Genomic DNA, 25,738 nt, shown 5'->3' with positions numbered 1-25,738 from the left:
CTTATGACTGGGGCCGCATATGCAGCACGATGGATATTGGGTTTTCTCGCAGATTGATCCCGTAGCATTCAGTTTGGGACCACTATCGGTACGCTGGTATGGTCTCATGTACCTGTTTGGTTTCGCCTTTGCCATGTGGCTGGCGGGGCGCCGCGCGGATGCGCCGAACAGTGGCTGGACCCGCAACGAGGTCTCGGACCTGCTGTTTTACGGCTTCCTCGGGGTGATCCTGGGTGGCCGGGTCGGTTACGTGCTGTTCTACAACTTCGACATGTTCCTGGCCGATCCCCTCTACCTGTTCAAGATCTGGACCGGTGGCATGTCGTTCCACGGCGGCCTGATCGGGGTCATCACCGCCATGGTCTGGTTTGCCCACAAGACCAACCGCCACTTCTTCACCGTGGCTGACTTCGTGGCACCGCTCATTCCGTTCGGCCTCGGCGTCGGTCGCATCGGCAACTTCCTCAACGGTGAGCTGTGGGGCCGGGTCACCGATGTGCCCTGGGCCATCATCTTCCCGGAGGCAGGTCCTGAGCCACGCCACCCATCCCAGCTCTATCAGTTCGCGCTGGAAGGGGTGGTGCTGTTCATCATCCTCAACCTGTTCTGGCGCAAGAACCCACCCCGTGGCGCCATCTCCGGCATGTTCCTGCTGTTCTACGGCCTGTTCCGCTTCCTGGTGGAGTTCGTGCGCCAGCCGGACAGCCAGCTCGGTCTCTACTTCCAGGAGATCAGCATGGGCCAGATCCTCTCCACCCCGATGATCATCATCGGTGCCCTGATGATCTGGGTTGCCTACAAGCGACCGCAGCTGTTCGGTAACCGCGTCAAGGAGGCAAAGCAATGAGAGCCTATCTCGACCTGATGCAGAAGATCCTCGATGAAGGGACCGTCAAATCCGACCGTACCGGTACCGGCACCGTCTCCCTGTTCGGCCATCAGATGCGCTTCAATCTGGCGGAAGGCTTCCCGCTGGTCACCACCAAGAAGTGCCACCTGCGCTCCATCATTCACGAGCTGCTGTGGTTCCTCAATGGCGATACCAACACCGCCTACCTGAAAGAGCACGGCGTCAGCATCTGGGACGAGTGGGCCGACGAGAACGGCGATCTGGGGCCGGTATATGGCGCCCAGTGGCGCTCCTGGCCGGCGGCTGACGGGTCTGTCATCGATCAGATCCAGAAGGCGGTGGACGACATCAAGCACAATCCGGATTCGCGCCGCATCATCGTCTCCGCCTGGAACGTGGGCGAACTGGACAAGATGGCGCTGGCCCCCTGCCACGCCTTCTTCCAGTTCTATGTGGCCGACGGCAAGCTCTCCTGCCAGCTCTACCAGCGCAGCTGTGACGTGTTCCTCGGCCTGCCGTTCAACATCGCCAGCTACGCCCTGCTGACCCACATGATGGCCCATCAGTGTGACCTGGACGTGGGCGACTTCGTCTGGACCGGTGGTGACGTGCACCTCTACTCCAACCACATGGAGCAGACCGCACTGCAGCTCTCTCGCGAGCCGCGCCCGCTGCCGACCCTGGTGATCAAGCGCAAGCCGGACTCCATCTTCGATTACAAGTTCGAGGATTTCGAGATAGAGGGTTACGACCCCCATCCCGGCATCAAGGCGCCCGTCGCCATCTGATGTGAAAGGCGCCCATGAGGCGCCTTTTTTATGCATAAAAACCACAGGATATTCATTCTGATGACTGGGCTTCGAGTGATATCCGTATGGGAGAAAACCTGCTTATAGCAGACATGTTTGATTTTGCCTTCGGTTTTCTCGTTGTATTTCGCAGTAAGAAACGATTTTCCATTAATTGTTATGGGATATAGACTCAAAACAAAGTAATACTGTGGATAATTTAACCATGAGCGACGTAATCAAAAAGTTCCTCAAGCTGGAGGCTGCCTCCGGAATAATTCTGATCATGGCGGCCATGCTGGCGATGATCCTGGCCAACAGCGGCCTGGCCGGCAGCTATCAGGCCTTCCTCGATACCCAGGTGCAGGTGCGCATCGCCGCCCTCGACATCAACAAGCCGCTGCTGCTCTGGATCAACGATGGCTTCATGGCCATCTTCTTCCTGCTGGTCGGCCTCGAAGTGAAGCGCGAGATGCTGGAAGGGGCCCTCTCTTCCCGGGTGCAGGCCACCTTCCCGGCCATCGCTGCGGTGGGCGGCATGCTGGCACCCGCGCTCATCTATGCCTTCTTCAACTACTCGGATGAAGTGGCGCGCGCCGGCTGGGCCATTCCCGCCGCCACCGACATTGCCTTCGCCCTCGGGGTGATGGCGCTGCTGGGCAAGCGGGTGCCGGTCAGCCTCAAGGTGTTCCTGCTGGCGCTGGCCATCATGGATGACCTGGGCGTCATCATCATCATCGCGCTGTTCTACACCCAGCAGCTGTCGCTGACGGCGCTGGCGATCGGCATCCTGGCGACCCTGACCCTGCTGTGGATGAACCGCCGCGGCGAGGATAGGATCAGCCTCTACATGCTGGTGGGGCTGGTGCTCTGGGTAGCGGTGCTGAAGTCAGGCGTCCATGCGACCCTGGCCGGGGTCATCGTGGGCTTCATGATCCCGCTCAACGGCAAGCGCTATGCCTCGCCGCTCAAGCAACTGGAGCATGCCCTGCACCCCTGGAGTGCCTACCTGATCCTGCCGCTGTTCGCCTTTGCCAATGCCGGGGTGTCGCTGGAGGGGATCGGTCTTTCCGCCCTGCTGAGCCCGGTGCCGCTCGGCATCATGCTGGGGCTGTTCATCGGCAAGCCGCTCGGGGTGTTCACCATCAGCTGGCTGGCGGTGAAGCTCGGCATTGCCCAATTGCCCAACGGGGTCAATTTCAAACAGATCTTCGCGGTCAGCATCCTGTGCGGCATCGGCTTTACCATGTCGATGTTCATCGCCTCGCTGGCCTTCGAGCACGGAGGGTTGGATTACGGCAGCTATTCGCGCCTCGGGATCCTGGTGGGATCGACCCTGGCGGCGATCGTCGGTTATCTCGCCCTGCGCATGGCGCTCCCGAACCGGGAGGCCGACCAAAGCACGGAGGGGTTATGAAAAGACTAGGATGGCTGGCCTTGCTGGTGCTGAGCCAGACGGCCTGGGCTGGCAGTCTGCAGGATTGCCAGCAGGATGCGGCCTCGGCCGGCTGCTCGGCCTACCTCAACGGGGTGGTCGACAGCGCCCTGATGCTGGGGGACAAGCAGGCCAAGGCCCAATTTGGCGAGACCTTCGCCGAGCGGGCGCTGAGCAGCCGGGCCGGCGAGCGGGTCAAACAGTCCAACAAGCGTTACTGCGGGGAGCGGATGCCGGATCCGGCCCGCCTCAAGGCCCATCTGCAGGCTCAGTTCGACGCGAACAAGGTTGACTCGATCAGCGACATGTATGACATTCTGGCGGCTGAACTCAGTTGCTACCGGAGTCCGCGCAGCGCGGGAACCCCATCGGATGTCACACCTTAACTACAATCACCTCTACTATTTTTGGATGACTCAGAAGAAGGGCTCCGTCACGCAAGCGGCGGAAGCCCTCTTCTTGACCCCGCAGACCGTCACCGGCCAGATCAAGCTGCTGGAGCAGCGCCTGGGCGGCAAGCTGTTGATGCGTAAAGGGCGCTCCCTCGAGGCTACCGAGCTGGGTCAGCTGGTGTTTCGCTATGCCGACAAGATGTTCAGCCTCTCCTACGAGATGCTGGATATCGTGAACTACCGCAAGGAGAGCCAGATCCTGTTCGACGTCGGCATCGCCGATGCGCTCTCCAAACGCCTTGCAAGCCGGGTACTGCTCTCCGTCATCCCCAACGACGGCTCCATCCACCTGCGCTGCTTCGAATCGACACATGAGCTGCTGCTGGAGCAGCTGAGCGAGCACAAGCTCGACATGATCCTGTCGGACTGCCCGGTGGACTCCAGCCAGCACGCCGGCCTGCTCTCCAAGCGGCTCGGTGGCTGCGGGGTCAGCTTCTTCTGCAAGGCGCCACTGCCGTCGCTCCCTTTTCCCGCCTGTCTGGAGGAACGCAAGCTGCTGATCCCGGGCCGGCGCACCGCCATGGGCCGCCAGCTGACCCAGTGGTTCGAGCAGCAGGGCGTATCGCCCAGCATCCTCGGCGAGTTTGACGATGCGGCCCTGATGAAGGCATTCGGCTTCTTCAACCAGGGCATCTTCATGGCTCCTACCATCTATCGGGAGGAGATCCTGGAAGGGGAGGAGGTGATGCTGCTGGGGGAGACCCAGGATCTGATGGAGGAGTACTACGTCATCTTCGCTGAACGGATGATCCAGCATCCGGCGGTAAAACGGGTATGCGAGAGCGATTTCTCCTTTCTGTTTGCCGGTCAGGAGGATTTCACCACGATTCAACCGGCAACCCTGTCATTTTAAATCGACGGGCCACAGAGTATGATTCTTGCCTCGAACGAGAGGGAATGAGATGCAACTGGAAGAGATGGAGGCAAATGCAAGCCGGGCGGTCGCTCTGCTCAAGGCGCTGGCCAACGAGCGGCGCTTGTTTATCCTGTGTCAGCTGCTGGAGCGGGAGCTGTCGGTGGGCGAGCTCAACGAGCGGCTGGGCTTGAGCCAGTCGGCGTTGTCACAGCATCTGGCTGTGTTGCGGCGGGATGAACTGGTGGAGACGCGTAAGGAGGCCCAGACGGTCTACTATTCGCTGCGCAGCCACGAGGTGCGCGAGATGATAGGATTGCTGCACAAGTTGTACTGCAGCGAACAGAAATAAAAAACCGGCACGAAGGCCGGTTTTTTTAGCTTTGTTCAGCAGATGCTGAATTAAGCCATAGCTTTGATCTGGGCAGACAGGCGGCTCTTGTGACGAGCAGCTTTGTTCTTGTGGATCAGGCCTTTGGTCGCCATACGATCCATGATCGGCTGAGCAACAGCGAAAGCGGCAGTCGCGGCAGCCTTGTCGCCGGAGGCGATGGCAGCGATGACTTTCTTCAGGTAGGTACGGGTCATGGAACGACGGCTGGCGTTGTGCTGACGACGTTTCTCTGACTGAAGAGCGCGCTTCTTAGCAGATTTGATGTTAGCCAAGGTAAAACTCCTAAAACTGTCTTAGCGAGTGTATTGAAAAGGCCCGGAAATATGCCTTCTCAACCACATATTGTCAAATGATTTGTGCAAATAAACACCGCCCCCCGGTGGTGTGTCAGATGGGAGACGGTTAAACTGTCGGCCGATTCTAACAGCATTCTTTTCTTTCCGACAGTTCCAGAGGCCTCGTCTTGAGTAAGAAATTGATCAAATCCGGCATGATAGTGTCCGGAATGACGTTGGCGTCCCGCGTGATGGGCTTGGTGCGCGATGTGGTCATCGCAAATCTGCTCGGTGCCGGGGTGGCCGCAGACGTCTTCTTCTTTGCCAACCGCATTCCCAACTTTCTGCGTCGTCTGTTCGCCGAAGGTGCCTTCAACCAGGCCTTTGTTCCCGTGATGACGGAGTACAAGAAAAAGGGCGACGAGAGCGAGGTGCGCGAGTTGCTGGCCGCAGTGGCGGGCACCCTAGGGGGGATCGTCACCGTGGTCACCCTGCTCGGGGTGCTGGGTTCCGGGGTGCTGACCGCCCTGTTCGGTTGGGGCTGGTTCTGGGACTGGTTGCACGGCGGGCCGGCGGCCGAGAAGTTCGAGATGGCGAGCCTGATGCTCAAGATCACCTTCCCCTATCTCTGGTTCATCACCTTTACCGCCATGGCGGGGGCCATCCTCAATACCTTCGGCCGCTTCGGGGTCTCCTCCTTCACGCCGATCTTTCTCAACATCACCATGATCGCCGCCGCCTGGTGGATTTCGCCCTGGCTGGACGACCCCGAGCTGGCGCTGGCCATCGGTGTTTTCCTCGGCGGTCTGGTGCAGTTCCTGTTCCAGTTCCCGTTCCTGCGCCAGATCAACATGCTGGTGTGGCCCAAGTGGGGTTGGCACCATCCCGGGGTGGTGAAGATCCGCACCCTGATGATCCCGGCGCTGTTCGGGGTGTCGGTCAGCCAGATCAACCTGCTGGTCAACACCATGCTCGCCTCGTTCCTCGCGACCGGCGCCATCAGCTATCTCTATTACTCGGACCGACTGCTGGAGTTCCCGCTCGGCATGTTCGGTGTCGCCATCAGTACCGTCATTCTTCCGGCATTGGCCAAGAAGCACGTGGATGCCGATCCGGCCGACTTCTCCCGCACCATGGACTGGGGGGTACGGATGGTGATGCTGCTCGGCCTGCCCGCCATGGTGGGGATTGCCGTGCTGCGCGAACCCATTCTGCGAGTGCTGTTCATGCGCGGTGAGTTCGGCTTGCATGAGGTGAGCATGTCCAGCGCGAGCCTGCTGGCATCCACCACGGGCCTGCTGTCGCTGATGCTGATCAAGGTGCTGGCCCCCGGCTACTACGCTCGCCAGGATACCCGCACCCCGGTGCGGATCGGGATGATGTCGATGGCGGCCAACATGGCCTGCAACCTCATCTTCATTTATCCGCTCGGTTACGTGGGGCTGGCGCTCTCGACTGCCTGCTCGGGCACGCTGAACGCGGCCCTGCTGTTCAAAGGGCTCCATCAGCAGAACGTCTACCGGCCCTCCCGCCACACCGGGGTATTTTGCCTCAAGCTGTTGACCGCAAGTCTGCTGATGGGGGGCGTGCTCCTTTACCTCTCGCCGGATCTGGCCCAATGGGGCGCCTGGCACATGGGCAAGGCGAGCATGCAGCTGACCATGCTGCTGGTGCTGGGGGGCGCCATCTATGCCGGTGTCCTGCTGGCGCTGGGCATTCGGCCAAAAGATCTGAGAGCGGGGCGGGATGACTGAGTCGGCCCGCCATGGCTGAAGTCCCACCTGAACCAGCAATCAGGGCGGGATGGCTGAAATCGGGTCAGCAACAGGGCTGACCCAGAGTGCCACCTGATATATAATCCGGCGATTTTCATAGCAGCGACGCACAAGGCATTGATGGAGCTTATCCGCGGTATTCACAATATCAAGCCCCGTCACCGGGGGTGTGTATTGACCATTGGCAACTTTGATGGGGTTCATCAGGGTCATCATGCCGTGCTGTCCCGCCTGCAGGAAAAAGCAGCCCAGCTGGGCCTGCCGGCCTGCGTCATGCTGTTTGAACCGCAGCCGCTGGAGCTGTTTGCCGGGGCCGCGGCGCCGGCCCGCCTTAGCCGCCTGAGGGAGAAGTATGAAGCGCTCAAGGGGATGCAGATCGATCGCATGCTCTGCGTGCGTTTCAATCATCGCTTCGCCGAGCAGTCCGCCACCACCTTCATCGAGCAACTGCTGGTGGAGAAACTCGGCGTGCACTATCTGGTGGTGGGCGACGATTTTCGTTTCGGCAAGGGGCGGGAAGGGGACTTCCACCTGCTGGAAGAGGCCGGCCGGCGCTTCGGTTTCGAGGTGATCAGCACCCAGAGCTTCCAGTTGTCCCGTCAGCGGGTCAGCAGCACGCTGGTGCGCGAGGCCCTCGCGGCCGGCCGCATGGCGGAGGTGGAGCTGATGCTCGGCCGCCCCTATACCATCAGCGGCCGGGTGGCTCACGGCGACAAGCTGGGCCGCACCATAGGTTTTCCCACCGCCAATCTGGCCCTCAAGCGCCAGGTGATCCCGGTCGGTGGCGTGTTCGCGGTGGAAGTGTTATGTTCCGGCAAGACCTTCCCCGGTGTCGCCAATGTGGGTGTACGGCCGACCTTGAGCGGTACACAAGCCAGATTGGAAGTACATCTATTTGATTTTTCTGGCGACCTATATGGTCAACAGGTCAAGGTGCTGCTTCGCCACAAGCTGCGCGAAGAGCAGAAGTTTGCCTCTTTCACCGCCTTGAAAGAGCAGATCGAACGAGATGCCCTGGCGGCCCGAGCCTGGTTCGGGCTGCCACTACTCCATTTACCCAGCACTCTTTTAGAAAAGAAGGGAACCCAGGACTGATGAGCGACTATAAACACACCCTGAATCTTCCGGAAACCGAGTTTCCGATGCGTGGCGATCTGGCCAAGCGCGAACCCAACATGCTGAAACGTTGGTACGATCAGGATCTTTACGGCGCCATTCGCCGCGCCAAAGCGGGCAAGCCTTCGTTCATTCTGCACGATGGCCCCCCCTATGCGAACGGCAGCATTCACATCGGTCACTCGGTCAACAAGATCCTCAAAGACATCATCATCAAGTCCAAGGGCCTCTCCGGTTTCGACTCCCCCTACGTGCCGGGCTGGGATTGCCACGGTCTGCCCATCGAACTGAAAGTAGAAGGCATGGTCGGCAAGCCGGGCGAGAAGGTCTCCGCCGCCGAGTTCCGCGCCGAGTGCCGCAAATACGCCAAGACCCAGATCGAAGCGCAGAAGACCGACTTCATCCGGCTGGGCGTGCTGGGTGACTGGGAACACCCCTACCTGACCATGGATTTTGGCACCGAAGCCAACATCATTCGCTCCATGGCCAAGATCGTTGAAAACGGCCACCTGCACAAAGGTTCCAAGCCGGTGCACTGGTGTACCGACTGTGGCTCCGCCCTGGCGGAAGCCGAAGTGGAGTACTACGACAAGAACTCCCCCTCCATCGATGTGCGCTTCAAGGCCGTCGACGAGGCGGGTGTTGCCGCCAAGTTTGACTGCGCCGAAGGCCACACCGGCAAGGGCCCGATCTCTGCCGTGATCTGGACCACCACCCCCTGGACTCTGCCCGCCAACCGCGGCATCGCCATGCACGCCGATCTGGACTATGCGCTGGTGCAGGTGGAAGGGGAGCATCCCGAGCGCCTGATCCTGGCCGCCGAGCTGGTCAAGGACGTGATGGATCGCGCCGGTATCGAGCAGTTCCACAACCTGGGCTACGCCAAGGGCGCCGCACTCGAGCTGCTGCGCTTCAACCATCCCTTCTACAGCTTCGACGTGCCGGTGGTGCTGGGTGACCACGTCACCCTGGATGCCGGTACCGGTGCCGTACACACCGCACCTGGCCATGGTCAGGAAGACTTCGTGGTCGGTCAGAAGTACGGTCTGGAAGTCGCCAACCCGGTTGGCAGCAACGGCGTGTACCTGCCGGATACCGAACTGTTTGCCGGCCAGCACGTGTTCAAGGCCAACGCCTCCGTGGTCGAGGTGTTGACCGAGCGCGGCGCCCTGCTGCACCACAAGGTGTTCAACCACTCCTACCCGCACTGCTGGCGTCACAAGACCCCGATTATCTTCCGTGCCACCCCGCAGTGGTTCATCAGCATGGAGCAGAAGGGTCTGCGCAAACGCGCGCTGGAGGAGATCGAGCGCATCGAGCAAGACGGCATCCAACAGCACGGCCAGAGTGGCTGGGTGCCGGCCTGGGGTAAAAACCGTATCCAGGCGATGGTCGAGAACCGTCCTGACTGGTGTATCTCCCGTCAGCGTACCTGGGGCGTGCCCATCTCCCTGTTCGTCCACAAGGAGACCCAGGAACTGCACCCGGAATCCGTGCGCCTGATGCACGAAGTCGCCAAGCGGGTCGAACAGTCCGGCATTCAGGCCTGGTGGGATCTGGACAAGGCCGAACTGCTGGGCAGCGACGCCGACCTGTACGACAAGGTGCCCGATACCCTGGACGTCTGGTTTGACTCAGGTTCGACCCACTCCTCCGTGGTCGACGCCCGTCCCGAGTTCAACGGCAACCCGGCCGACATGTATCTGGAAGGCTCTGACCAGCATCGCGGCTGGTTCATGTCCTCCCTGATGATCGGCGTGGCGATGAAAGACAAGGCTCCCTACAACCAGGTGCTGACTCACGGCTTCACCGTGGATGGCCAGGGTCGCAAGATGTCCAAGTCCATCGGCAACGTGGTGAGCCCGCAGGACGTGATGAACAAGCTGGGTGCCGACATCCTGCGTCTGTGGGTCGCCAGCACCGACTACACCGGCGAGATGACCGTCTCCGACGAGATCCTCAAGCGCTCTGCCGACGCCTATCGCCGTATCCGCAACACTGCCCGCTTCCTACTGGCCAACCTGAACGGCTTCAATCCGGCGACCGACATGGTGGCGCCTGCCGACATGGTGGTGGTGGATCGCTGGGCCGTGGGTCGTGCCAAAGCGGTACAGGCTGAGATCATGGCGGCGTTCGACGAGTACAACTTCCACGGTGTGACCCAGAAGCTGATGCAGTTCTGCTCCATCGAGATGGGCTCCTTCTACCTGGACGTCATCAAGGACCGTCAGTACACCGCCAAGGCTGACAGCCTGGCCCGTCGCTCCTGCCAGACCGCCCTGTATCACATCGCCGAGGCCATGGTGCGCTGGATGGCGCCGATCATGAGCTTCACCGCCGACGAGATCTGGGCGCTGCTGCCGGGTGAGCGCGGCGAGTTCGTGTTCCCCGAGGAGTGGTATGACGGCCTGTTCGGGCTGGAAGCGGGTGAAACCCTCAACGACGATTTCTGGGCCGAGATCCTCACCGTGCGCGGTGAAGTGAACAAGGCGCTGGAAGTGGCTCGTGGCGAGAAGCGCATCGGTGGCTCCCTGCAGGCTGAGCTGACCCTGTTCGCCAAGCCGGCACTGGCTGCGCGTCTTAACGCCCTGGCCGATGAGCTTCGCTTCGTGTTGCTCACCTCCAAGGCCAAGGTTGTCAGCGTCGATGCCGCCCCGGCAGACGCCGTGGCGACCGAGCGCGATGACCTGTGGCTGAGCGTGGCCCAGTCTGCCGCCGCCAAGTGCGACCGCTGCTGGCACCATGTGGAAGACGTGGGCACCATCGCTGGTCACGAAGAGATCTGTGGCCGCTGCGTCACCAACGTCGAGGGTGACGGCGAAACTCGTCAATTTGCCTGATGAACATGACTCACCATAAAAGCGGCCTGCGTTGGCTGTGGCTGGCAGTGCTGGCATTTGTACTGGACCAGGGGAGCAAGCTCGCTGTGGTCAAGCTGCTGCCATTTGGCTACCCGGGGGTGGAGATCACCCCCTTCTTCAACTTGGTCCATGTCTACAACAAGGGGGCGGCTTTCAGCTTCCTGGCTGATCAGGGCGGCTGGCAGCGCTGGTTCTTCGCGGTGCTGGCGTTTGCCATCTGCGGCTTGCTGATCCACTGGCTGCGCAAGCAGTCCGTCGCTCAGCGCTGGAGCGGCATCGCCTACTCGCTGATCATCGGCGGGGCGCTCGGCAACGTGTTTGACCGGCTGGTGCTGGGTCACGTGGTCGATTTCCTTGATTTCTACTGGCAGCGCGCCCACTGGCCGGCGTTCAACTTGGCCGACAGCTTCATCTTCATCGGCGCCGCCATGATAGTGCTGGACGGTTTTCGCAGTGAGAAGAAGAAGGACGTGACGCCATGAGCCAGCCGATTGCGGCAGACAGCAGCGTGCTGTTCCACTTCGCCATCAAGCTGGAAGATGGCTCGGTGGCCGACAGCACTGCGCTGCAAGGCAAGCCTGCCCGCCTGCGGATGGGCGATGGCAGCCTGACCTCCAGTTTCGAGCAGTGCCTGCTGGGGCTGCGCGAAGGGGAGAACAAGAGCTTCACGCTGGCACCGGAAGAGGCCTTCGGCCTCTCCAATCCCGACAATATCTACCATCTGGACCGCGCCAAGTTCGGTGCCGATGTAGAGCCCAAGGTCGGCACCATCATCCTGTTCGACCAGCCCAACGGCAGCGAGCTGCCGGGTATCATCCGGGCGGTGGCAGGGATGTCGGTGACGGTCGATTTCAACCATCCCCTGGCCGGTCACACCGTCACGTTCGAGGTGGAGATCCTGGGGGTTGATGACGAGGAAGCGGTTCACTGATGAATATTCTTCTGGCCAATCCCCGTGGTTTCTGTGCCGGTGTCGACCGGGCGATCAGCATCGTCGAGAGCGCGCTGGAGAAGTTTGGCGCCCCCATCTATGTCCGTCACGAGGTGGTGCACAACCGCTACGTGGTGAACAAGCTCAAGGAGGCGGGCGCCGTCTTCGTCGAAGAGCTGGATGAGGTGCCGGACGACAGCATCGTCATCTTCTCCGCTCACGGCGTCTCCAAGGCGGTGCGCGAGATGGCCAAGTCCCGAGCCCTCAAGGTGTTCGATGCCACTTGCCCGCTGGTGACCAAGGTGCACATGGAGGTCCATCGCGCCAGCCGCAAGGGCTCCGAGGCCGTGCTCATCGGTCATGCTGGCCACCCCGAGGTGATCGGCACCATGGGTCAGTACGAGAATCGCGAGGGGGGCATGTATCTGGTGGAGACGCCGGAAGACGTGGCTAAGCTCAAGGTGAAGAACCCGGATGACCTCTGCTTCGTCACCCAGACCACCCTCAGCGTGGACGAGACCTCGGACGTCATCGATGCCTTGCGTGTCCACTTCCCCAAGATCCAGGGGCCGCGCAAGGACGACATCTGCTACGCCACCCAGAACCGCCAGGATGCGGTGCGGGAGATGGCGGGGCTGGTGGACGCCATGCTGGTGGTGGGGTCGCGCAACTCCTCCAACTCCAACCGCTTGCGGGAGCTGGCCGAGAAGGTGGGTGCCAAAGCCTATCTCATCGACGATGCCTCCATGATCGAGCCCGACTGGCTGGCGGGAGTAGAGGCGATCGGTGTCACCGCCGGCGCTTCCGCCCCCGAGGTGCTGGTGCAGTCGGTCATCACGCGCTTGCGCGAGCTGGGCGGCAAGGTGGTGGCCGAGCATCCCGGTCGTGAAGAGAACGTGGTGTTTGAGGTGCCGCCGGAGCTGCGCATCCTTTGAGTCAGCCATCCCGTGCGGGATAGTGCCACGAGTGCCTGAGCCACCTCCTGTGAGGTGGCTTTTTCATGGGCGATTCTTATGACTCTTGTTGTCCGGTTTGTGGCGAGATTGCCGCGAAATTTGATGATGTATGTCCAAGATCTGAGTAGATTGAATTGCAAGCGAAGGTCTGCGGTCTAGACTGCTGATGATCTTCTCATCTGGCTTGATGGCACATGGATATGCGAACGAGCCTCCCCGACAAAATCAGAGCGAAACAGGATGTTTTTGCGTTCAGGTTTTAGCCTCATCGAGCTGATGGTCACCGTTGCGCTCATCTCTATCCTGCTGACGTTGGGAGTTCCCTCCTTTAGCGCGATATTGCGCAACATGACGCTGACCAGCCAGGCCAACAACTTTGTGGCCGCCATCAACCTCGCCCGCTCCGAAGCCATTCGCCGCAATACCGCGGTCACGCTCTCCGCAACCGCCAGCAACCTGACCCAGAACCACTGGGAATCGGGCTGGCAGATCTGGGTCGACCGCAACGGCAATGGCACCCTCGACAACGGCGAATTGCTGCGGCTCTTTCCCGACATGGGTGCCGGCACCCTGGTCAGCAATACGTCGCTGGTACGCTTCAGTGGCAATGGCTTTCTCGACGGGCGTCAGCAGGTGGCGCTGGTGTTCTCTCTGCAGCCGCCGGAGTGTGCCCAAGAGGCCTCGCGCGACATCACGATCACCCCGGCCGGGCGCCCATCCATCGTGGAGACCAGCTGCATATGAAACGACATCAGGGGGTATCTCTGCTTGAGATCATGATCGCCGTGCTGGTGCTGTCGATCGGCATTCTCGGCATGGCAACCCTGCAGTTACAGGCGCTCAAGAGCAATCAATCGGCGCTCACCCGCACAGAAGCGACCCAGTTCGGCTACATGATCACTGACATGATGCGGGCCAATCGCAGCGCGGCCCTGCTCGGCCAATACAATGTCGGGCTGGGAGAGGCTGTCTCCGGCAGCTCGATGGCGATACAGGATGTGCAGTACTGGAAACAGGCGCTGACCGGCCTGCCGGGCGGTGACGGCGCCATTGCCGTCAGTGCCGGGCAGGCGACCATCACCATCCAGTGGGATGCCAGCCGGCTGGCTACCGAGCCTGCGCTGCGCAGCATGACCCTGAGGACGGATCTGTGAGCGGGCGGCGCACCTTGTTGCGTCAGGCCGGCGTCGGTCTGGTGGAGGTGATGATCGCCCTGCTGCTGTCACTGCTGACGGTCGGGGTCATCATTCAGGTGCTGCTTGGCAACCACAAAACCTATCTGACCGGCGAGGCCATCGCCCGGGTTCAGGAGGACAGCCGGTTTGCCGTCAATTTGCTGCAGCAGGAGCTGCGGATGGTGGGCTACCAGGGTTGCCTCAGCAAGCAGGGGGTCAATATCACCAACACCCTTAACGGTGGTACGGCGCTGCCCTACAACTTCACCGTCCATCTGCGCGGCTATGACAATGTCACTGCGACGCTGCCCACGGCGTTGTCGGCCCTGTTTACCGCTGCCGAGCCCAAACCCAAACCGGGAACCGACGTGCTGCTGGTGCAGGGGCCGACCGGCGCCGGGGTGCCGGTCACTCGCAACAACAGCGCCGCCCAGCTGTTCGTGCAGCAACTCTCCAGCAAGGCCAACTACTGCGGTACCGGCAAGCAGGGCTACAGCGACCTGTGCGAGGGGGACATCGTCATGGTGTCCGACTGTCAGAAGGCGCGGATCTTCCAGATCACCCAGACCCAGGTGGTGGGTGGCGGCAGTGAGATCAACATCGGCCACTCCAACGACAACAAATATACCCCTGGCAATGCCGTCAGCTCCTGGGGAGGTGCCAGCAGCCCGGTCGAAGAGCGCTTCGGTGCCGGCTCGGTATTGAGCCGGATGGAGACCCGGATCTATTACATTGCCCGCCCCTCTGCCAATGCGCCCTATGCCCTGTATCGCAAGAGCGGTCTGGCTGCGGGCATGCTGCTGGTGGACGGGGTCACCGATGTTCAGCTGACCTTCGGCGAGGATCAGAACCGGGATCGGGCGGCGGATCGCTATGTGAGCGCCGCCAGCAACCCGAACTGGGACAACGTGCTGGGGATCGGCGTTCAGCTGTTGATGCGCAGCGGTCAGGGCAATGTGGTATCGGATCCGCAGGCCATCAGCTTTGCCGGCGCCACCTTCCAGGCTGTCGACAATCACTGGTACTGGGTGGCCGAAACCACGGTCGCTCTGCGCAACCGGCTGCCATGAGGAAGGAGGCATGATGGCTCGACAAGGGGGAATGGCGTTGGTGATCAGCCTGATTTTTCTTGCTGTGGTGAGCCTGCTGGCAATGGCCAGCATGCAGAGCGCCCTGCTGCAGGAGAAGATGGCGGGCAACCAGAAGGAGTCACAGCAGGCGCTGCAGGCGGCGGAGGCGGCGCTGCGTGCTGCCGAGCGCTATCTGGAGGCGGGCAGTTCAGGCCCCTACGACAACAGTGCCGGCCTCTATGAGTTCGTCAGCGTGGCGGTGGATCCCGCCTCTCCCTCCACGGCCTGGCGCACCTATGCCAATAGCGGCCTGACCGGACGGGCCCCCGAATATTTTATCGAGCGGTTGCCCTATACCCAGGGCAGCAACGAGAGTCTGGCGGTTGACGAGCCCATCAGCGAGCGCCGCCTCTATCGCATCACGGCAAGGGGATTCGGACTCTCGGACGAGAGCCGGGTGCTGTTGCAATCGACCTACAGCCGCTAGGAGAACAACCCATGCGTGCATCTGGCTACGGACTCTCGGCCCTGCTGCTCTGCTCCCAGGTGCAGGCAGCCCTCGACATTGCCCAGGTTCCCCTCTATCTCGGAACCCGGGCCGAACCCAACATCATGTTCAGTCTCGATGACTCAGGTTCGATGCACTTCGAGTTGATGCCGGAGGGGTTGATCGAGAACAGCGCTCGCTACGTCTATCCCAGAGCCGACAATGTCTATGGCAGCGAGGATTATGACAACCGGACCGTGACCTTCACCAGCAGCAACGACCGCAACGCCTATACCCGCTCAAGCAACAACAACAAACTCTACTACAACCCGCAGCAGAGCTATCGGCCCTGGGCCAAGGCAGACGGCACCCTGATGGCGAATGCCAGCGTCAGCTGTGCACCGCACAACCCCTTCAATACCACGGCCGGCTGTCGAGATCTGACCAAGAACAACCGCTCCAAGTCCCTGCGTTACTACACCGGGTTCTCCTCCACTGACTACAACGACGATGAAACCTTCTGGCCTGCCGTCTACTTTGCCTACAAGGGCAGTGGCGACGTGAAGAAGGTGGGCAGCTATACCCGGGTGGAGATAAAGTCCGGCAGTACCTATGGCGGACGCCCCAATCGCAGCGATTGCAAAAGCGCCCCCGTTTGTACCTATGACGAGGAGATCCAGAATTTCGCCAACTGGTACACCTACTACCGCTCCCGGATCCTGGCGGCTCGTGCCGGGGTCGGCCGTGCTTTTGCAAGCCAGGGGCAGGCCCTGCGGGTGGGGTTTGCCACCATCAATGCCAGCGGCAGCGTGATCCGCGGGGTTGCACCTTTTTCCGGCACCGATCGCAGCGCCTTTTTCAGCGACCTCTACAGCCGCGATATTCCGGCCGCCGGCACACCGCTGCGCACCAGCCTGAAAGATGTGGGGGAGTACTTCTCCCGCACCGACAACAACGGCCCCTGGGCGGCCAGTGCCGGCAGCACCTTGCCCCACCTCACCTGCCGGCAGAGTTACAACATCCTGATGACCGATGGCTACTGGAACGGGGATACCCCCTCGGTAGGGGATCTGGACAAGGATGGTTACAGCAATACCCTGGCCGACGTGGCCTACAAATACTGGAAAACCGACCTGCGTGCCGATCTGGCCGACAAGGTGCCGACCAGCACGGCGGATCCCGCCAACTGGCAGCATCTGGTCAATTTTACCGTTGGACTCGGGGTCAACGGGTCGCTCAATCCGGCCAACGGCATCCCGAACAGCTGGCCCAATCCCCATGATCCGGATGACAAGGAGTACAAGAACGCGACCTACATTCCGGAGTACAAGATCGATGACCTGTGGCACGCGGCACTCAACAGCAAGGGCAGCTTTTTCAGCGCGGGCGACCCCGACATCTTTGCCGCAGCCCTGAGCAGCACCCTGGCCCAGATCGCGGCCCGCAACAGCTCCGCCAGCTCGGTGACCGCCAACGCCACCCGGCTGGACAGCAATACCCACATCTACCAGGCCCGCTACAACAGCGGCGACTGGTCGGGGCAACTTATCTCCATCCCCCTCAACAGCGATGGGTCGCTGGGCAACATGGCCTGGGATGCCGCAACCCTGATCCCGGCACACACCTCCCGCAGCATCTTTACTCGACAAAACGGGGTCGGCATTCCCTTCACCTGGGCCGATCTCAATGCCACCAACCGTGCCCTGTTCAACCTTGCCGGCGACAGCCAGGGGGAAAACCGGGTTGCCTACTTGCGCGGCGATCGCAGTCGCGAGCAGAGCAATGGCGGTCTGTTTCGCAGCCGCAGCGATCTGCTGGGGGACATCATCAACTCGGATCCCGTCTATGTCGGCAGCCGGGATTACGGCTACGGCAGCGCCACCGGCCTGACCCAGGCGGAGCGGGACGGTTATCTGAGTTTCCTCGGTTCGACGGCTATTCGCAGCCGCACCCCCATGCTCTACGTGGGGGCCAATGACGGCATGCTGCACGGTTTCAGGGTTGCCAACGGGGTGGAGACCCTGGCCTACATCCCTGCCAGCCTGTTGGGGGATTTGAATCTGCTCACCAAGCCGGACTACAGCCATCGTTACTATGTCGATGGCACGGCCAAGGTAGGCGATGCCTATCTTGGCAGCAGCTGGAAAACCGTGCTGCTGGGATCGACCGGTGCCGGTGGCAAGGCCGTGTTTGCCATCGACGTGACGGCGCCGGACAGCTTCACCGCTGACAAGATGCTGTGGGAGTTTACCAATGCCGAGATGGGGGTGGCGCTGGCAGCGCCGACCCTGGTTCGGGTCAAATCCGGCAACAAATGGGTGGCGCTGGTGGCCAACGGCTACAACAGCACCAGCCAAACGGCGCGCCTGTTCGTGCTGGATCTGGCGACCGGCGCGGTGATCAAGGAGATAGACACCCAGGTGGGCTCGGCCAGCGAGCCCAATGGTCTCTCATCCCCCTTGCCGGTAGACGAGGATGGCGACCGGGTGGCGGACTATGTCTACGCCGGCGATCTGCAGGGCAATCTGTGGAAATTCGATTTGACCGACAACAACAGCGCCCAGTGGGGGAGTGCCTTCAAGACCGGCAACAAGCCAAAACCGCTGTTTCAGGCGTGCAACGGAACCTGCTCCGCCAGCACGCGTCAACCCGTCACCATGCGCCCGCTGGCCATCCGTCATCCCAAAGGGGGCATCATGGTGCTGATGGGAACGGGCAGCTATTTCACCAATGACGACAAGTTGCTGCCGGCGACCCCTAGGCTGGAAGCCGTCTACGGCATCTGGGATACGGGGGCTAGCGTACTCAGCAGCCAGCTGTTGCAGCAGAGCATTACCCACGAATACTCCGCCAATGGCACTACCATCAAGTTCAACGTGAGGGTGGTGTCCAACACGGCGGTCAACTACACCAGCCAGAAAGGGTGGTATCTGGTGCTCAAATCCCCTGCGCTGAGCAAGGGGGTGGGGGAGCGAGCCGTGTCAGAAATGCTTTATCGCAACAAGCGGCTGATCTTCAACACCCTGATCCCCTCGGCGGACGCCTGTGACTTCGGTGGGCGCTCCTGGTTGATGGAGCTGGATCCTGTCTCGGGAGCGCGTCTGACCTACTCGGTGTTCGACGTCAATGGCGATGGCGCGGTCAACGATGACGACTATGTAGGGATCAAGGACAGTGGCGGCAACGACATCAAGGTGCCGGTCAGCGGCAAGCAGTTTGACGAGCTCACCACGACGCCAAGCGTGGTGGAAGATGCCGACATGGAGCGCAAGTACATCAGTGGCTCCAGCGGCAACATATCGGTCACGCTGGAAGAGGGGGCGGGTGATCTGGGTGGTCGCCAATCCTGGTTGCAACTGGAGTAGAGGTGGAGATGGAACGTGGATTTTCCCTGATGGAGCTGATGATTGCGGTAGCCGTGATGGCCATTCTGACCGTGATCGCCTATCCCAGTTACAACAGCTACATGGCCTCTGCCAAACGGGCCGAAGCCAAGGCCGCCCTGCTGGAGGCGGCGCAATACATGGAGCGACAGTTTACCGCCGACGGCAACTATGATGGTGGCAACCTGGCCTCCGCCGGGCTGGCTACCTTGCCCAGGGATGGCGGGACTGCCTATTACAATCTGGCACTCAATGCCAGCGGCGCCAGCTATACCCTGACGGCGATCCCGACCGGGGTGATGAACGGCGATCCTTGCGGCCTGCTGACCCTTGATCAGGGCGGACAGCAGGGGGTATCGATGGCCAGCATGACGGCAGCCGAGTGCTGGTAGTCTGTCACCAGCAGGCAGCAGGAGTCTTGGTATCGGCCTTGTTGAGGGTCAGGGTATCGCAGGCGGTGCTGCCACTCTTGTCGCCTACCTGTGCCCCCTTGCTGGTGGCGATCAGGGTATAGCCGGTTGCGGTGGCACCTGAAATGGAGAAGTCATAGTAGCTGCTGGTGGGGTTGCCCACTTGGGATGGGGTGGCGCTGTAACTGGTATTGGAAACCCGGAACTCTTCCTGTTTCAGCTGCATGCTGAGCAAGCCCTTGAGCGCTTCGGCCCGGCGGGATTTGCGCAAGCCATCGGTGAAGCTGGGATAGGCAACAGACGCTATGATGGCGACGATGGCGACCACGACGATCAGTTCAAGCAAGGTGATTCCGGACTGTTTGATTCTCATGGGGCGGCATGCTTCGTGAAACAGGTTGATACTATAGGATAGTACTGACAGTAGACCCTACTGGCACGTGCAAAAAGAAAGGAGTCTTGAGCTGATGGAAGGCAGAAAGGGCAGATCCGCCGGTTTTACCCTGATAGAGCTGATGGTTGCCCTGTCCTTGGTCGCCCTGTTGCTGACCGTGGCCATCCCCAGTTATCAATCCCTGCGCCAGGATCAGATGGTCAAGGCGGCCACCCAGGCGGTCTACACCGACATGATGCTGCTCAAGTCCGAAGCGCTCAAACGCAACAGCAATTTGCAAATGATCCTGTTCAACAGCGGCACCGACAGCTGGTGCTATCGCATCAGCATCGATGGCAGTTGCGCCAGTTGCAGCGACACCTGTTCCAGCATCGAGGGACGCAAAGGCGCTGATGCCAGTGAATTTCCTGGGATCATTCTGACGGGCACCTACACGGAGTCCTCAAGCCAGATACGTCCCATCAGCTTCTCCCCCCGGCGCGGTACCTTGCCAAGCGGCAGCATCACGGTGAGCTCCTCGGCCGCCAGTATGAAGGTTGTCACCAACAACCTTGGGCGGGTACGTACCTGTGCCGTCAGCAACCTGGTGGGAGAGGTGGCATGCAACTGAAAATGTGGGGTTTCAACCTGGTTGAGTTGATGGTGGCCATGGTAGCGGGCTTGCTGCTGGTGGCTGCAGTCATTTCGCTGTTTGCCACCATTCTCAAGGCCAATTACACCGCCATGCAGACCAGCCGCCTGAATCAGGAAGTTCAGTTGCTGACGGACATGATGGCACGAGATATCCAGCGAGCGGGGTATGACGCCAACGCCACCCAGTTTCTTGCCGCCCCTTCTGGCAGCCGATCCAGTTTCTATTTCGATGCGGCAGCGGATCTGATGAGTGAAACCGCGACGGGCTCTGGCCTGTATACCTGTATCAGGGTGCGCTATGACAACGATGAAAATGGGGTACTGAGCAGTGATGACACCCTGGTTTACAGCTACAGCAGTGCTGACAAGGGGATCAAGCAGGGGACCGGGACTACTACCTGTGGCAATGGCAGTCTGATCTCCAGCGACGATACCGTAGAAATCACCGCCATGACGTTCAGGCTCCTGCCAAGCAGTCAGGTCAGCGGGGCGAGGGCGCTGCAATTGATGGTGAGCGGGCGGTTCAAGGCCACGCCGGCACTGACGCTGAATCTGCAGCGGGATATCAAACTGCGCAATGATGGGTACTGACATGAGCCGACAAGCCGGTTTTACCACCTTCACCATCACTTTGTTGCTGGTGCTGATCTTGCTGGGCATTTCACTGCTGGTTGGCAAGATGCTGGTGGCCGATCGGCGAGTGACCCTCAACGAGGTGCTCTATCGTCAGGCCATGGCAATGGCGGAAGTGGGTCTGGCCGATGGACTGGGACGGTTGACGCTGGACCCGAGCTGGAGGACCAGCGGGGCCACGACTACCTTGACCACGGGCAGCTATACCCTGTCATCTTCTGACGATACTGCCATCACGGTGGGGTCGGTGGTCGTGACGCCGGTAAGGGTTCGTTCCCAGGCGACTCTCAGCAACAGCCAGGCCCAGGCGGCAGTCGAAACCAAGGTTGTACGTTTCAGCGTACTGGCCGGCTCTCCTGCCGCGCCTCTGACCGTGGCTGGCGGCATGGCGGTCGGCGGCAACTTTACCATAGTGGCCAATCCCAATGGTGGCGGGCTGGGGGTACCACTGTCGGTCTGGACCAGCGGCAACGTCGATCTAATAACGGGGACCGGACAGACTTGTCATCAGGGGGACTACGACGGCGGCTGTTCGGCCAACATCAGCCAGAAGGGGGACAAGCAGCCGGATATCAAGGATAACGATACTGCCTTCCCGACCGATCTGGTCTGGTATCTGTTCAATGAAAAGGATGATGCCAACGGCTGGGCCAATCTGGAGGCCAGGGCGACCCAGAAGCTGACGGACTGCAGCTCGCTTGGTCCAGCCTCAACCGGCCTCATCATTGTGGATGGGGACTGCAAGCCCTCCTCCAACGTCGGCTCCGCAACGGCGCCTGTGATTCTCATCGTGCGCAATGGCAATCTGGCGGTCAACGGCAATACGGTGCTGTATGGTTTGGTATTTGCCTACTCATCCAACCCTGCTGCTGCCGGGACGGACGTGAAGCTGACCGGTGGGGCCATCGTGTATGGCGCCATGGTTTCCAACTATCAACTGGGCAACGCCAACGGTACCTACGATGCCAAGTATGATGCCAGTGTCCTGAGCAACATCTCGAATGGTGCCGCATTCCAGATTGTCAATCAGGTGCCCGGCAGCTGGCGAGACTGGTAAGGGGATATGGAGATGAAAGGGCAAAAAGGATTTGGCCTGCTGGAGATCCTGATCACGCTGGTGGTGCTGGGAGTCGGCATTGTCGGCCTGGTCGCCATGTCCAAGTCGGCGCTGACGGTTTCGCAGGATGGCCGGCGTTATGAGACGGCGATGCGACTGGCTGAGTCCAAGCTGGATGAGTTTCGCAATTTCAATGGCGTGGTGAGTGCAACCGCGCCGCTGACGGCCTACAACCAGATAGCCTCGGCCAGTGCGGCCGTGACTCTGTCGGGTGAGGCCTACTCGGTGGGATGGACGGTGACCAATCAGTATCTGAATGGCTCAACCTGGCAGAACGTGGCACCGGCGGGCTATCGCCTGAGTTACCCGGGCCGCAAGGCGATCGCGGTCAACGTCGGGTGGACGGACAGCGAAGGGCAGGCTCAGGCGCTGCAACTGGCCGGCAATGTTTCACCCATCGAATCCTTGAGCTCCGATCAGCTGGATGGCGGTTTGAATACGGCGAGGCAGGGCCCCAAGGTCAACTACACACCCGGGGTGGCACCTGACGTCATCTCGGTGGAACTGGGGGATGGCAACAAACAGGAGACCAGCAAGCCACTGCCGACCGTCACATCCAGAGATGGTCTGGTGGGCAAGCTGGTCCAGTTCGAGACGGTGACTTATAAACCCGCTGCGGGCGGCAACACCCAGCAGGTGCTGCAGGACATGGCATCTGTCTCCTGCTCCTGCAGTTATGGCTCCAGCCTGAGCGCCTATCTGCCGGGTCAGGCCTACAGTTCAGCCAGCAACCAGCTCTATTGGAAATCAGGCTCGCTGCAGACCAAGACCACGGGGACGCTCGACAGCAGCGTCAATGGCCAGCCTGCGCTCTGTACCAGCTGCTGCAAGGATCACTTCGATGGCAGTGGCTCCAGCTTCACCAACTTCTATGCTCCGCTCAACACCAGCCGGGTACGCTACAGCAGCAGCCTCAGCACGGCGAACAGCGGCAAGTACGTGGATGCCTGCCGTTTCGTCCGGTTGGATGGCTATTATCGCCCGCTGCCTGACTGGAACCTGGTCAAGGTAGTGGTGACCACGGCCGATTTCCTGGCCAAACCAGCGAACCAGGCCAGTTATCAGAAATACATCAAGTATGTGGTCAAGACCTACATCGACTGGCAGAAGTCGACCCTGAACTGGACCCAGGGGGCCTCCGCCACCTTGCCGACCATCACCGATTTTTCAGCTTGGCTGGCTACCAACGCGGAAGCCGGGGGCGATACCACGACCGGGATCACCGTCAATACGGGTACGGCGCAGCTCATCGCCCGCGGCATCTATGTGGATGTGCTAGACCCTGTCTATCTGGTGGGGATTGATACCAGCGCGGTGGACTATCTGACCAAGGTGCCGTTTCAGGATATCAACCTGACCATGCTGGCAGAGTGGGCCATGGCCCCGCAGAACTTGCTGACGGGCAATGCCACCGACTATGCCGCCGTCACTAACGAGACGGTCAAGACGGTGGTGGATCTCAACAACTACTATTTCGGCAGTTACAGCCGCGGCTACATGACGGCGAAGAAATCGACCAAGGACAGCAACCAGGTGCTGCAGAGCGTCACCGTGCGTGTCACTGCCTATCAGGGGAATTCCGGCATCACGGCTTCGCTCATTTCGCCACGGGACCAGTCGCTGGCGCAGACGGCGGACATGCTGGTCAAAATCGATGTGGGGCAGCAGACGGTGCCAACAATGAAGGTTAGCGGCCGTATTCAATGTCTTGAACGCGGGAAAGGGAACAATAATCCACCGCCTGAGGCATGTAGTAAAAATGCTTTCAACAACCTGAATATCAGTACCCCAAATTCTGGCGCTACCTGCCGCATCGACAAGCCACAGGCCAACAATCAACCGGCATCTTATCTATGTGAAGCTCCGGAGAACTCGACCTTGGCCATCAATCTTTCTTACTCCAACCAGGGCAGCACCACCTATATGTTGCAGCCACCCTCCTTCAGCGTGCAGATGACGCAACAGTCCAACAATCAGGTGTTGAGCGGCCCCTGTTCACTGCTGGTGGACAACGGAGTGACCAACGCGACCAGCCTGACTTGCACCCCTTGAGCCTTGGGCGCTGGCACAGCCAGCGCCTTTTCTTTATCATTCCCCATCATTTTCGAATTCAAGATGCATCGCCATGGCAAAAGCCCTCTCTCTGATGCTTGCCCAGTTGAATCTGACGGTAGGCGCCATCGAAGATAACTGTGACAAGGTGCTGGCGGCAGCCGCCGAGGCCGATCGGCAAGGCGCCGATCTGCTGGTCTGCTCCGAACTGGCTCTGACCGGCTATCCGCCGGAAGATCTGCTGCTGCGCGCCGATCTGATGATCCGGGTGGAGGCCGCCCTGGCCCGCATCGCGGCATGGCAGGGGGCTTGCGCCATTCTGGTGGGTCACCCCTGGCGCGACGAGGAGGCACTCTACAACGCCGCCTCCCTCTACGAGCAAGGCAAGCTGGTCGCACGCTACTTCAAGCAGGATCTGCCCAACTACGGGGTATTCGACGAGAAGCGCTACTTCACTGCGGCAACCGAGACCTGCGTGGTCCTCTTCCGTGGTCATCAGCTGGGGTTGCTCATCTGTGAAGACCTCTGGCAGCCGGGTCCGGCGCTGGCCGCCAAGGCCGCGGGGGCCGAGCTGCTGCTCACCATCAATGCCTCGCCCTATGATCAGGAGAAACCCTGGATCCGCCGCGAGCTGATGATGGAGCGCTGCGATCAGACCGGTCTGCCGCTGGTCTACCTCAATCAGGTATGTGGTCAGGACGAGCTGATCTTCGACGGTTGCTCCAAGGTGTTCAACAGCCAGGGTGAGCTGACCCACAAGCTGGCCCCCTTTGCCGAAGAGCTGGCGCTGGTGCGCTTTGCCGATGGCCAGCCGGTGAAAGAGCGGGAACCGGCTGCCCCGCTCGATCCTTTGGCCGAGACCTATCAGGCGCTGGTGCTGGCGGTGCGCGACTATGTCACCAAGAACGGCTTCCACGGCGCCGTGCTGGGCCTCTCCGGCGGCATCGACTCGGCACTGACCCTGGCCATCGCGGCTGATGCCATCGGTGCTGACAAGGTGCAGGCGGTGATGATGCCGTTCCGCTACACCGCCCAGATGAGTGTGGAAGATGCCAAGGAGCAGGCCGAGCGGATGGGGGTGGAGTTCAATATCATCTCCATCGAGCCCATGTTCGAAGGGTTTATGGCCCAGCTGGCACCATTGTTTGAAGGGACCGCCCGCGACACTACCGAAGAGAACCTGCAGGCCCGCTGCCGTGGCGTGCTGTTGATGGCGCTCTCCAACAAGCGTCGTCGCATCGTGCTGACCACCGGCAACAAGAGTGAGATGGCGGTCGGCTATGCCACTCTGTACGGCGACATGGCCGGCGGCTTCGACGTGCTGAAAGATGTCCCCAAGACGCTGGTCTTCAAATTGTGCGAATACCGCAATTCCGTCGATTATGTGATCCCGCAGCGGGTTATCGATCGCCCGCCTTCGGCAGAATTGGCGCCGGACCAGGTGGATCAGGACAGCCTGCCCCCCTACGACATCCTGGATGCCATCCTCAAGCGCTACGTGGAAGAAGATGCCTCCGTGGCCGACATGGTGGCTGAGGGCTTTGAAGAGGCGGTGGTGCGCAAGGTGATCCGGCTGGTGGATCTCAACGAATACAAGCGCCGTCAGGCGGCGGTCGGGCCCCGCATCACGGCCCGCAACTTTGGTAAGGATCGCCGTTACCCCATCACGTCCGGGTTTGGCAAACAGAACTGGTAAGG

At 60.7% G+C, this 25,738-nt stretch carries 26 protein-coding genes; 23 read left to right on the top strand and 3 right to left on the bottom strand.

What is annotated here, in order from left to right:
• The first annotated feature begins 19 nt into the window (after positions 1-19).
• The 6 genes from lgt to PG881_RS03815 all read left to right on the top strand — a co-directional run bounded on the left by lgt (position 20) and on the right by PG881_RS03815 (position 4,730).
• A complete protein-coding gene (gene lgt / locus PG881_RS03840) occupies positions 20-847 on the top strand; it encodes a prolipoprotein diacylglyceryl transferase (protein ID WP_270798079.1) in 828 nt (275 codons plus the stop codon).
• Entirely contained in the window at positions 844-1,638 is a 795-nt protein-coding gene (gene thyA / locus PG881_RS03835) for a thymidylate synthase (protein ID WP_270798078.1), read from the top strand. Before lgt ends, thyA begins: the two co-directional genes overlap by 4 nt.
• 226 nt (positions 1,639-1,864) lie before the next feature.
• Positions 1,865-3,055, top strand: a complete 1,191-nt coding sequence (nhaA, locus tag PG881_RS03830; RefSeq protein ID WP_101614740.1) for a Na+/H+ antiporter NhaA — start codon at positions 1,865-1,867, stop codon at positions 3,053-3,055.
• Entirely contained in the window at positions 3,052-3,459 is a 408-nt protein-coding gene (locus PG881_RS03825; RefSeq protein ID WP_219255201.1) for a hypothetical protein, read from the top strand. The genes nhaA and PG881_RS03825 overlap by 4 nt, the downstream gene beginning before the upstream one ends.
• Positions 3,446-4,378, top strand: coding sequence for a transcriptional activator NhaR (nhaR, locus tag PG881_RS03820; RefSeq protein WP_017409027.1), 933 nt, complete (start codon positions 3,446-3,448; stop codon positions 4,376-4,378). Before PG881_RS03825 ends, nhaR begins: the two co-directional genes overlap by 14 nt.
• A 49-nt stretch (positions 4,379-4,427) precedes the next feature.
• Positions 4,428-4,730, top strand: a complete 303-nt coding sequence (locus PG881_RS03815) for an ArsR/SmtB family transcription factor (protein ID WP_016349423.1) — start codon at positions 4,428-4,430, stop codon at positions 4,728-4,730.
• Positions 4,731-4,780: 50 nt separating this feature from the next.
• Here PG881_RS03815 and rpsT read toward each other — a convergent pair whose 3' ends face one another.
• Positions 4,781-5,044: a 30S ribosomal protein S20 gene (gene rpsT / locus PG881_RS03810; RefSeq protein WP_005308808.1), complete on the bottom strand. Its 264-nt coding sequence runs from the start codon at positions 5,042-5,044 to the stop codon at positions 4,781-4,783.
• A 191-nt stretch (positions 5,045-5,235) separates the two neighbouring features.
• Between rpsT and murJ the strand changes: the two genes are divergently transcribed.
• Positions 5,236-6,801: a murein biosynthesis integral membrane protein MurJ gene (murJ, locus tag PG881_RS03805; protein WP_270798077.1), complete on the top strand. Its 1,566-nt coding sequence runs from the start codon at positions 5,236-5,238 to the stop codon at positions 6,799-6,801.
• A gap of 39 nt (positions 6,802-6,840) precedes the next feature.
• On the opposite strand, the gene PG881_RS03800 is transcribed toward murJ, so the two are convergent.
• Positions 6,841-7,038, bottom strand: a complete 198-nt coding sequence (locus tag PG881_RS03800; RefSeq protein ID WP_270798284.1) for a hypothetical protein — start codon at positions 7,036-7,038, stop codon at positions 6,841-6,843.
• Here PG881_RS03800 and ribF point away from each other — a divergent pair.
• The 11 genes from ribF to tppA all read left to right on the top strand — a co-directional run bounded on the left by ribF (position 6,943) and on the right by tppA (position 19,193).
• On the top strand, positions 6,943-7,917 hold the full coding sequence (ribF, locus tag PG881_RS03795; protein WP_017409028.1) for a bifunctional riboflavin kinase/FAD synthetase: 975 nt from the start codon (positions 6,943-6,945) through the stop codon (positions 7,915-7,917). The two genes, PG881_RS03800 and ribF, sit on opposite strands and share 96 nt — an antisense overlap.
• Complete coding sequence (gene ileS / locus PG881_RS03790; RefSeq protein ID WP_270798076.1) at positions 7,917-10,778, top strand: isoleucine--tRNA ligase; 2,862 nt, start codon at positions 7,917-7,919, stop codon at positions 10,776-10,778. Before ribF ends, ileS begins: the two co-directional genes overlap by 1 nt.
• Entirely contained in the window at positions 10,778-11,281 is a 504-nt protein-coding gene (gene lspA / locus PG881_RS03785; RefSeq protein WP_270798075.1) for a signal peptidase II, read from the top strand. The genes ileS and lspA overlap by 1 nt, the downstream gene beginning before the upstream one ends.
• Entirely contained in the window at positions 11,278-11,730 is a 453-nt protein-coding gene (fkpB, locus tag PG881_RS03780) for an FKBP-type peptidyl-prolyl cis-trans isomerase (protein WP_270798074.1), read from the top strand. Before lspA ends, fkpB begins: the two co-directional genes overlap by 4 nt.
• Complete coding sequence (gene ispH / locus PG881_RS03775) at positions 11,730-12,665, top strand: 4-hydroxy-3-methylbut-2-enyl diphosphate reductase (protein WP_017409030.1); 936 nt, start codon at positions 11,730-11,732, stop codon at positions 12,663-12,665. Before fkpB ends, ispH begins: the two co-directional genes overlap by 1 nt.
• 261 nt (positions 12,666-12,926) lie before the next feature.
• Positions 12,927-13,430 (top strand): type IVa pilus pseudopilin TppE, encoded by a 504-nt coding sequence (gene tppE, locus PG881_RS03770; RefSeq protein ID WP_011704647.1) that lies wholly within the window; start codon positions 12,927-12,929, stop codon positions 13,428-13,430.
• A complete protein-coding gene (gene tppB, locus PG881_RS03765) occupies positions 13,427-13,840 on the top strand; it encodes a type IVa pilus pseudopilin TppB (RefSeq protein ID WP_016349429.1) in 414 nt (137 codons plus the stop codon). The genes tppE and tppB overlap by 4 nt, the downstream gene beginning before the upstream one ends.
• Positions 13,837-14,931, top strand: a complete 1,095-nt coding sequence (locus tag PG881_RS03760) for a PilW family protein (protein ID WP_270798073.1) — start codon at positions 13,837-13,839, stop codon at positions 14,929-14,931. Before tppB ends, PG881_RS03760 begins: the two co-directional genes overlap by 4 nt.
• Positions 14,932-14,944: 13 nt before the next feature.
• Positions 14,945-15,418 (top strand): pilus assembly PilX family protein, encoded by a 474-nt coding sequence (locus PG881_RS03755; protein WP_230581672.1) that lies wholly within the window; start codon positions 14,945-14,947, stop codon positions 15,416-15,418.
• A gap of 11 nt (positions 15,419-15,429) precedes the next feature.
• A complete protein-coding gene (locus PG881_RS03750) occupies positions 15,430-18,783 on the top strand; it encodes a pilus assembly protein (protein ID WP_270798072.1) in 3,354 nt (1,117 codons plus the stop codon).
• Between the two features lie 8 nt (positions 18,784-18,791).
• Complete coding sequence (gene tppA, locus PG881_RS03745) at positions 18,792-19,193, top strand: type IVa pilus pseudopilin TppA (RefSeq protein ID WP_024944566.1); 402 nt, start codon at positions 18,792-18,794, stop codon at positions 19,191-19,193.
• A gap of 4 nt (positions 19,194-19,197) precedes the next feature.
• On the opposite strand, the gene PG881_RS03740 is transcribed toward tppA, so the two are convergent.
• Complete coding sequence (locus tag PG881_RS03740) at positions 19,198-19,584, bottom strand: type IV pilin protein (protein ID WP_016349434.1); 387 nt, start codon at positions 19,582-19,584, stop codon at positions 19,198-19,200.
• A 94-nt stretch (positions 19,585-19,678) separates the two neighbouring features.
• On the opposite strand from PG881_RS03740, the gene PG881_RS03735 reads away from it, so the two are divergent.
• The 5 genes from PG881_RS03735 (at position 19,679) to PG881_RS03715 (ending at position 25,736) form a co-directional block, all read left to right on the top strand.
• Positions 19,679-20,215: a GspH/FimT family pseudopilin gene (locus PG881_RS03735; protein WP_118881922.1), complete on the top strand. Its 537-nt coding sequence runs from the start codon at positions 19,679-19,681 to the stop codon at positions 20,213-20,215.
• Positions 20,206-20,829, top strand: coding sequence for a PilW family protein (locus PG881_RS03730; RefSeq protein ID WP_270798071.1), 624 nt, complete (start codon positions 20,206-20,208; stop codon positions 20,827-20,829). The genes PG881_RS03735 and PG881_RS03730 overlap by 10 nt, the downstream gene beginning before the upstream one ends.
• A 1-nt stretch (position 20,830) precedes the next feature.
• The gene (locus PG881_RS03725; protein WP_045529160.1) at positions 20,831-21,928 is read left to right on the top strand and encodes a PilX N-terminal domain-containing pilus assembly protein; all 1,098 of its coding nucleotides are present in this window, start codon (positions 20,831-20,833) and stop codon (positions 21,926-21,928) included.
• Between the two features lie 12 nt (positions 21,929-21,940).
• A complete protein-coding gene (locus tag PG881_RS03720; RefSeq protein WP_270798070.1) occupies positions 21,941-24,040 on the top strand; it encodes a type IV pilus modification PilV family protein in 2,100 nt (699 codons plus the stop codon).
• 73 nt (positions 24,041-24,113) lie between these two features.
• Entirely contained in the window at positions 24,114-25,736 is a 1,623-nt protein-coding gene (locus tag PG881_RS03715) for an NAD+ synthase (RefSeq protein WP_270798069.1), read from the top strand.
• Positions 25,737-25,738 lie beyond the last annotated feature (2 nt).

This window comes from Aeromonas sp. QDB54 (assembly GCF_027707385.1).
Lineage (GTDB): Bacteria > Pseudomonadota > Gammaproteobacteria > Enterobacterales > Aeromonadaceae > Aeromonas > Aeromonas hydrophila.
The sequence above is the reverse complement of the archived record's forward strand: the minus strand, read 5'-3'. Positions and strand labels throughout refer to the sequence as shown.

What these genes read in the sequence shown, in the direction of transcription:
- tppE (WP_011704647.1), top strand. Translation starts at nt 12,927, where the DNA reads ATGTTTTTGCGTTCAGGTTTTAGCCTCATCGAGCTGATGGTCACCGTT.
- ileS (WP_270798076.1), top strand. Translation starts at nt 7,917, where the DNA reads ATGAGCGACTATAAACACACCCTGAATCTTCCGGAAACCGAGTTTCCG.
- PG881_RS03750 (WP_270798072.1), top strand. Translation starts at nt 15,430, where the DNA reads ATGCGTGCATCTGGCTACGGACTCTCGGCCCTGCTGCTCTGCTCCCAG.
- tppA (WP_024944566.1), top strand. Translation starts at nt 18,792, where the DNA reads ATGGAACGTGGATTTTCCCTGATGGAGCTGATGATTGCGGTAGCCGTG.
- ispH (WP_017409030.1), top strand. Translation starts at nt 11,730, where the DNA reads ATGAATATTCTTCTGGCCAATCCCCGTGGTTTCTGTGCCGGTGTCGAC.
- lspA (WP_270798075.1), top strand. Translation starts at nt 10,778, where the DNA reads ATGAACATGACTCACCATAAAAGCGGCCTGCGTTGGCTGTGGCTGGCA.
- lgt (WP_270798079.1), top strand. Translation starts at nt 20, where the DNA reads ATGCAGCACGATGGATATTGGGTTTTCTCGCAGATTGATCCCGTAGCA.
- nhaR (WP_017409027.1), top strand. Translation starts at nt 3,446, where the DNA reads ATGTCACACCTTAACTACAATCACCTCTACTATTTTTGGATGACTCAG.
- PG881_RS03730 (WP_270798071.1), top strand. Translation starts at nt 20,206, where the DNA reads ATGCAACTGAAAATGTGGGGTTTCAACCTGGTTGAGTTGATGGTGGCC.
- PG881_RS03755 (WP_230581672.1), top strand. Translation starts at nt 14,945, where the DNA reads ATGGCTCGACAAGGGGGAATGGCGTTGGTGATCAGCCTGATTTTTCTT.
- fkpB (WP_270798074.1), top strand. Translation starts at nt 11,278, where the DNA reads ATGAGCCAGCCGATTGCGGCAGACAGCAGCGTGCTGTTCCACTTCGCC.
- PG881_RS03815 (WP_016349423.1), top strand. Translation starts at nt 4,428, where the DNA reads ATGCAACTGGAAGAGATGGAGGCAAATGCAAGCCGGGCGGTCGCTCTG.
- PG881_RS03715 (WP_270798069.1), top strand. Translation starts at nt 24,114, where the DNA reads ATGGCAAAAGCCCTCTCTCTGATGCTTGCCCAGTTGAATCTGACGGTA.
- ribF (WP_017409028.1), top strand. Translation starts at nt 6,943, where the DNA reads ATGGAGCTTATCCGCGGTATTCACAATATCAAGCCCCGTCACCGGGGG.
- PG881_RS03800 (WP_270798284.1), bottom strand. Translation starts at nt 7,038, where the DNA reads ATGATGACCCTGATGAACCCCATCAAAGTTGCCAATGGTCAATACACA.
- PG881_RS03735 (WP_118881922.1), top strand. Translation starts at nt 19,679, where the DNA reads ATGGAAGGCAGAAAGGGCAGATCCGCCGGTTTTACCCTGATAGAGCTG.
- nhaA (WP_101614740.1), top strand. Translation starts at nt 1,865, where the DNA reads ATGAGCGACGTAATCAAAAAGTTCCTCAAGCTGGAGGCTGCCTCCGGA.
- PG881_RS03725 (WP_045529160.1), top strand. Translation starts at nt 20,831, where the DNA reads ATGAGCCGACAAGCCGGTTTTACCACCTTCACCATCACTTTGTTGCTG.
- PG881_RS03740 (WP_016349434.1), bottom strand. Translation starts at nt 19,584, where the DNA reads ATGAGAATCAAACAGTCCGGAATCACCTTGCTTGAACTGATCGTCGTG.
- thyA (WP_270798078.1), top strand. Translation starts at nt 844, where the DNA reads ATGAGAGCCTATCTCGACCTGATGCAGAAGATCCTCGATGAAGGGACC.
- PG881_RS03720 (WP_270798070.1), top strand. Translation starts at nt 21,941, where the DNA reads ATGAAAGGGCAAAAAGGATTTGGCCTGCTGGAGATCCTGATCACGCTG.
- tppB (WP_016349429.1), top strand. Translation starts at nt 13,427, where the DNA reads ATGAAACGACATCAGGGGGTATCTCTGCTTGAGATCATGATCGCCGTG.
- PG881_RS03825 (WP_219255201.1), top strand. Translation starts at nt 3,052, where the DNA reads ATGAAAAGACTAGGATGGCTGGCCTTGCTGGTGCTGAGCCAGACGGCC.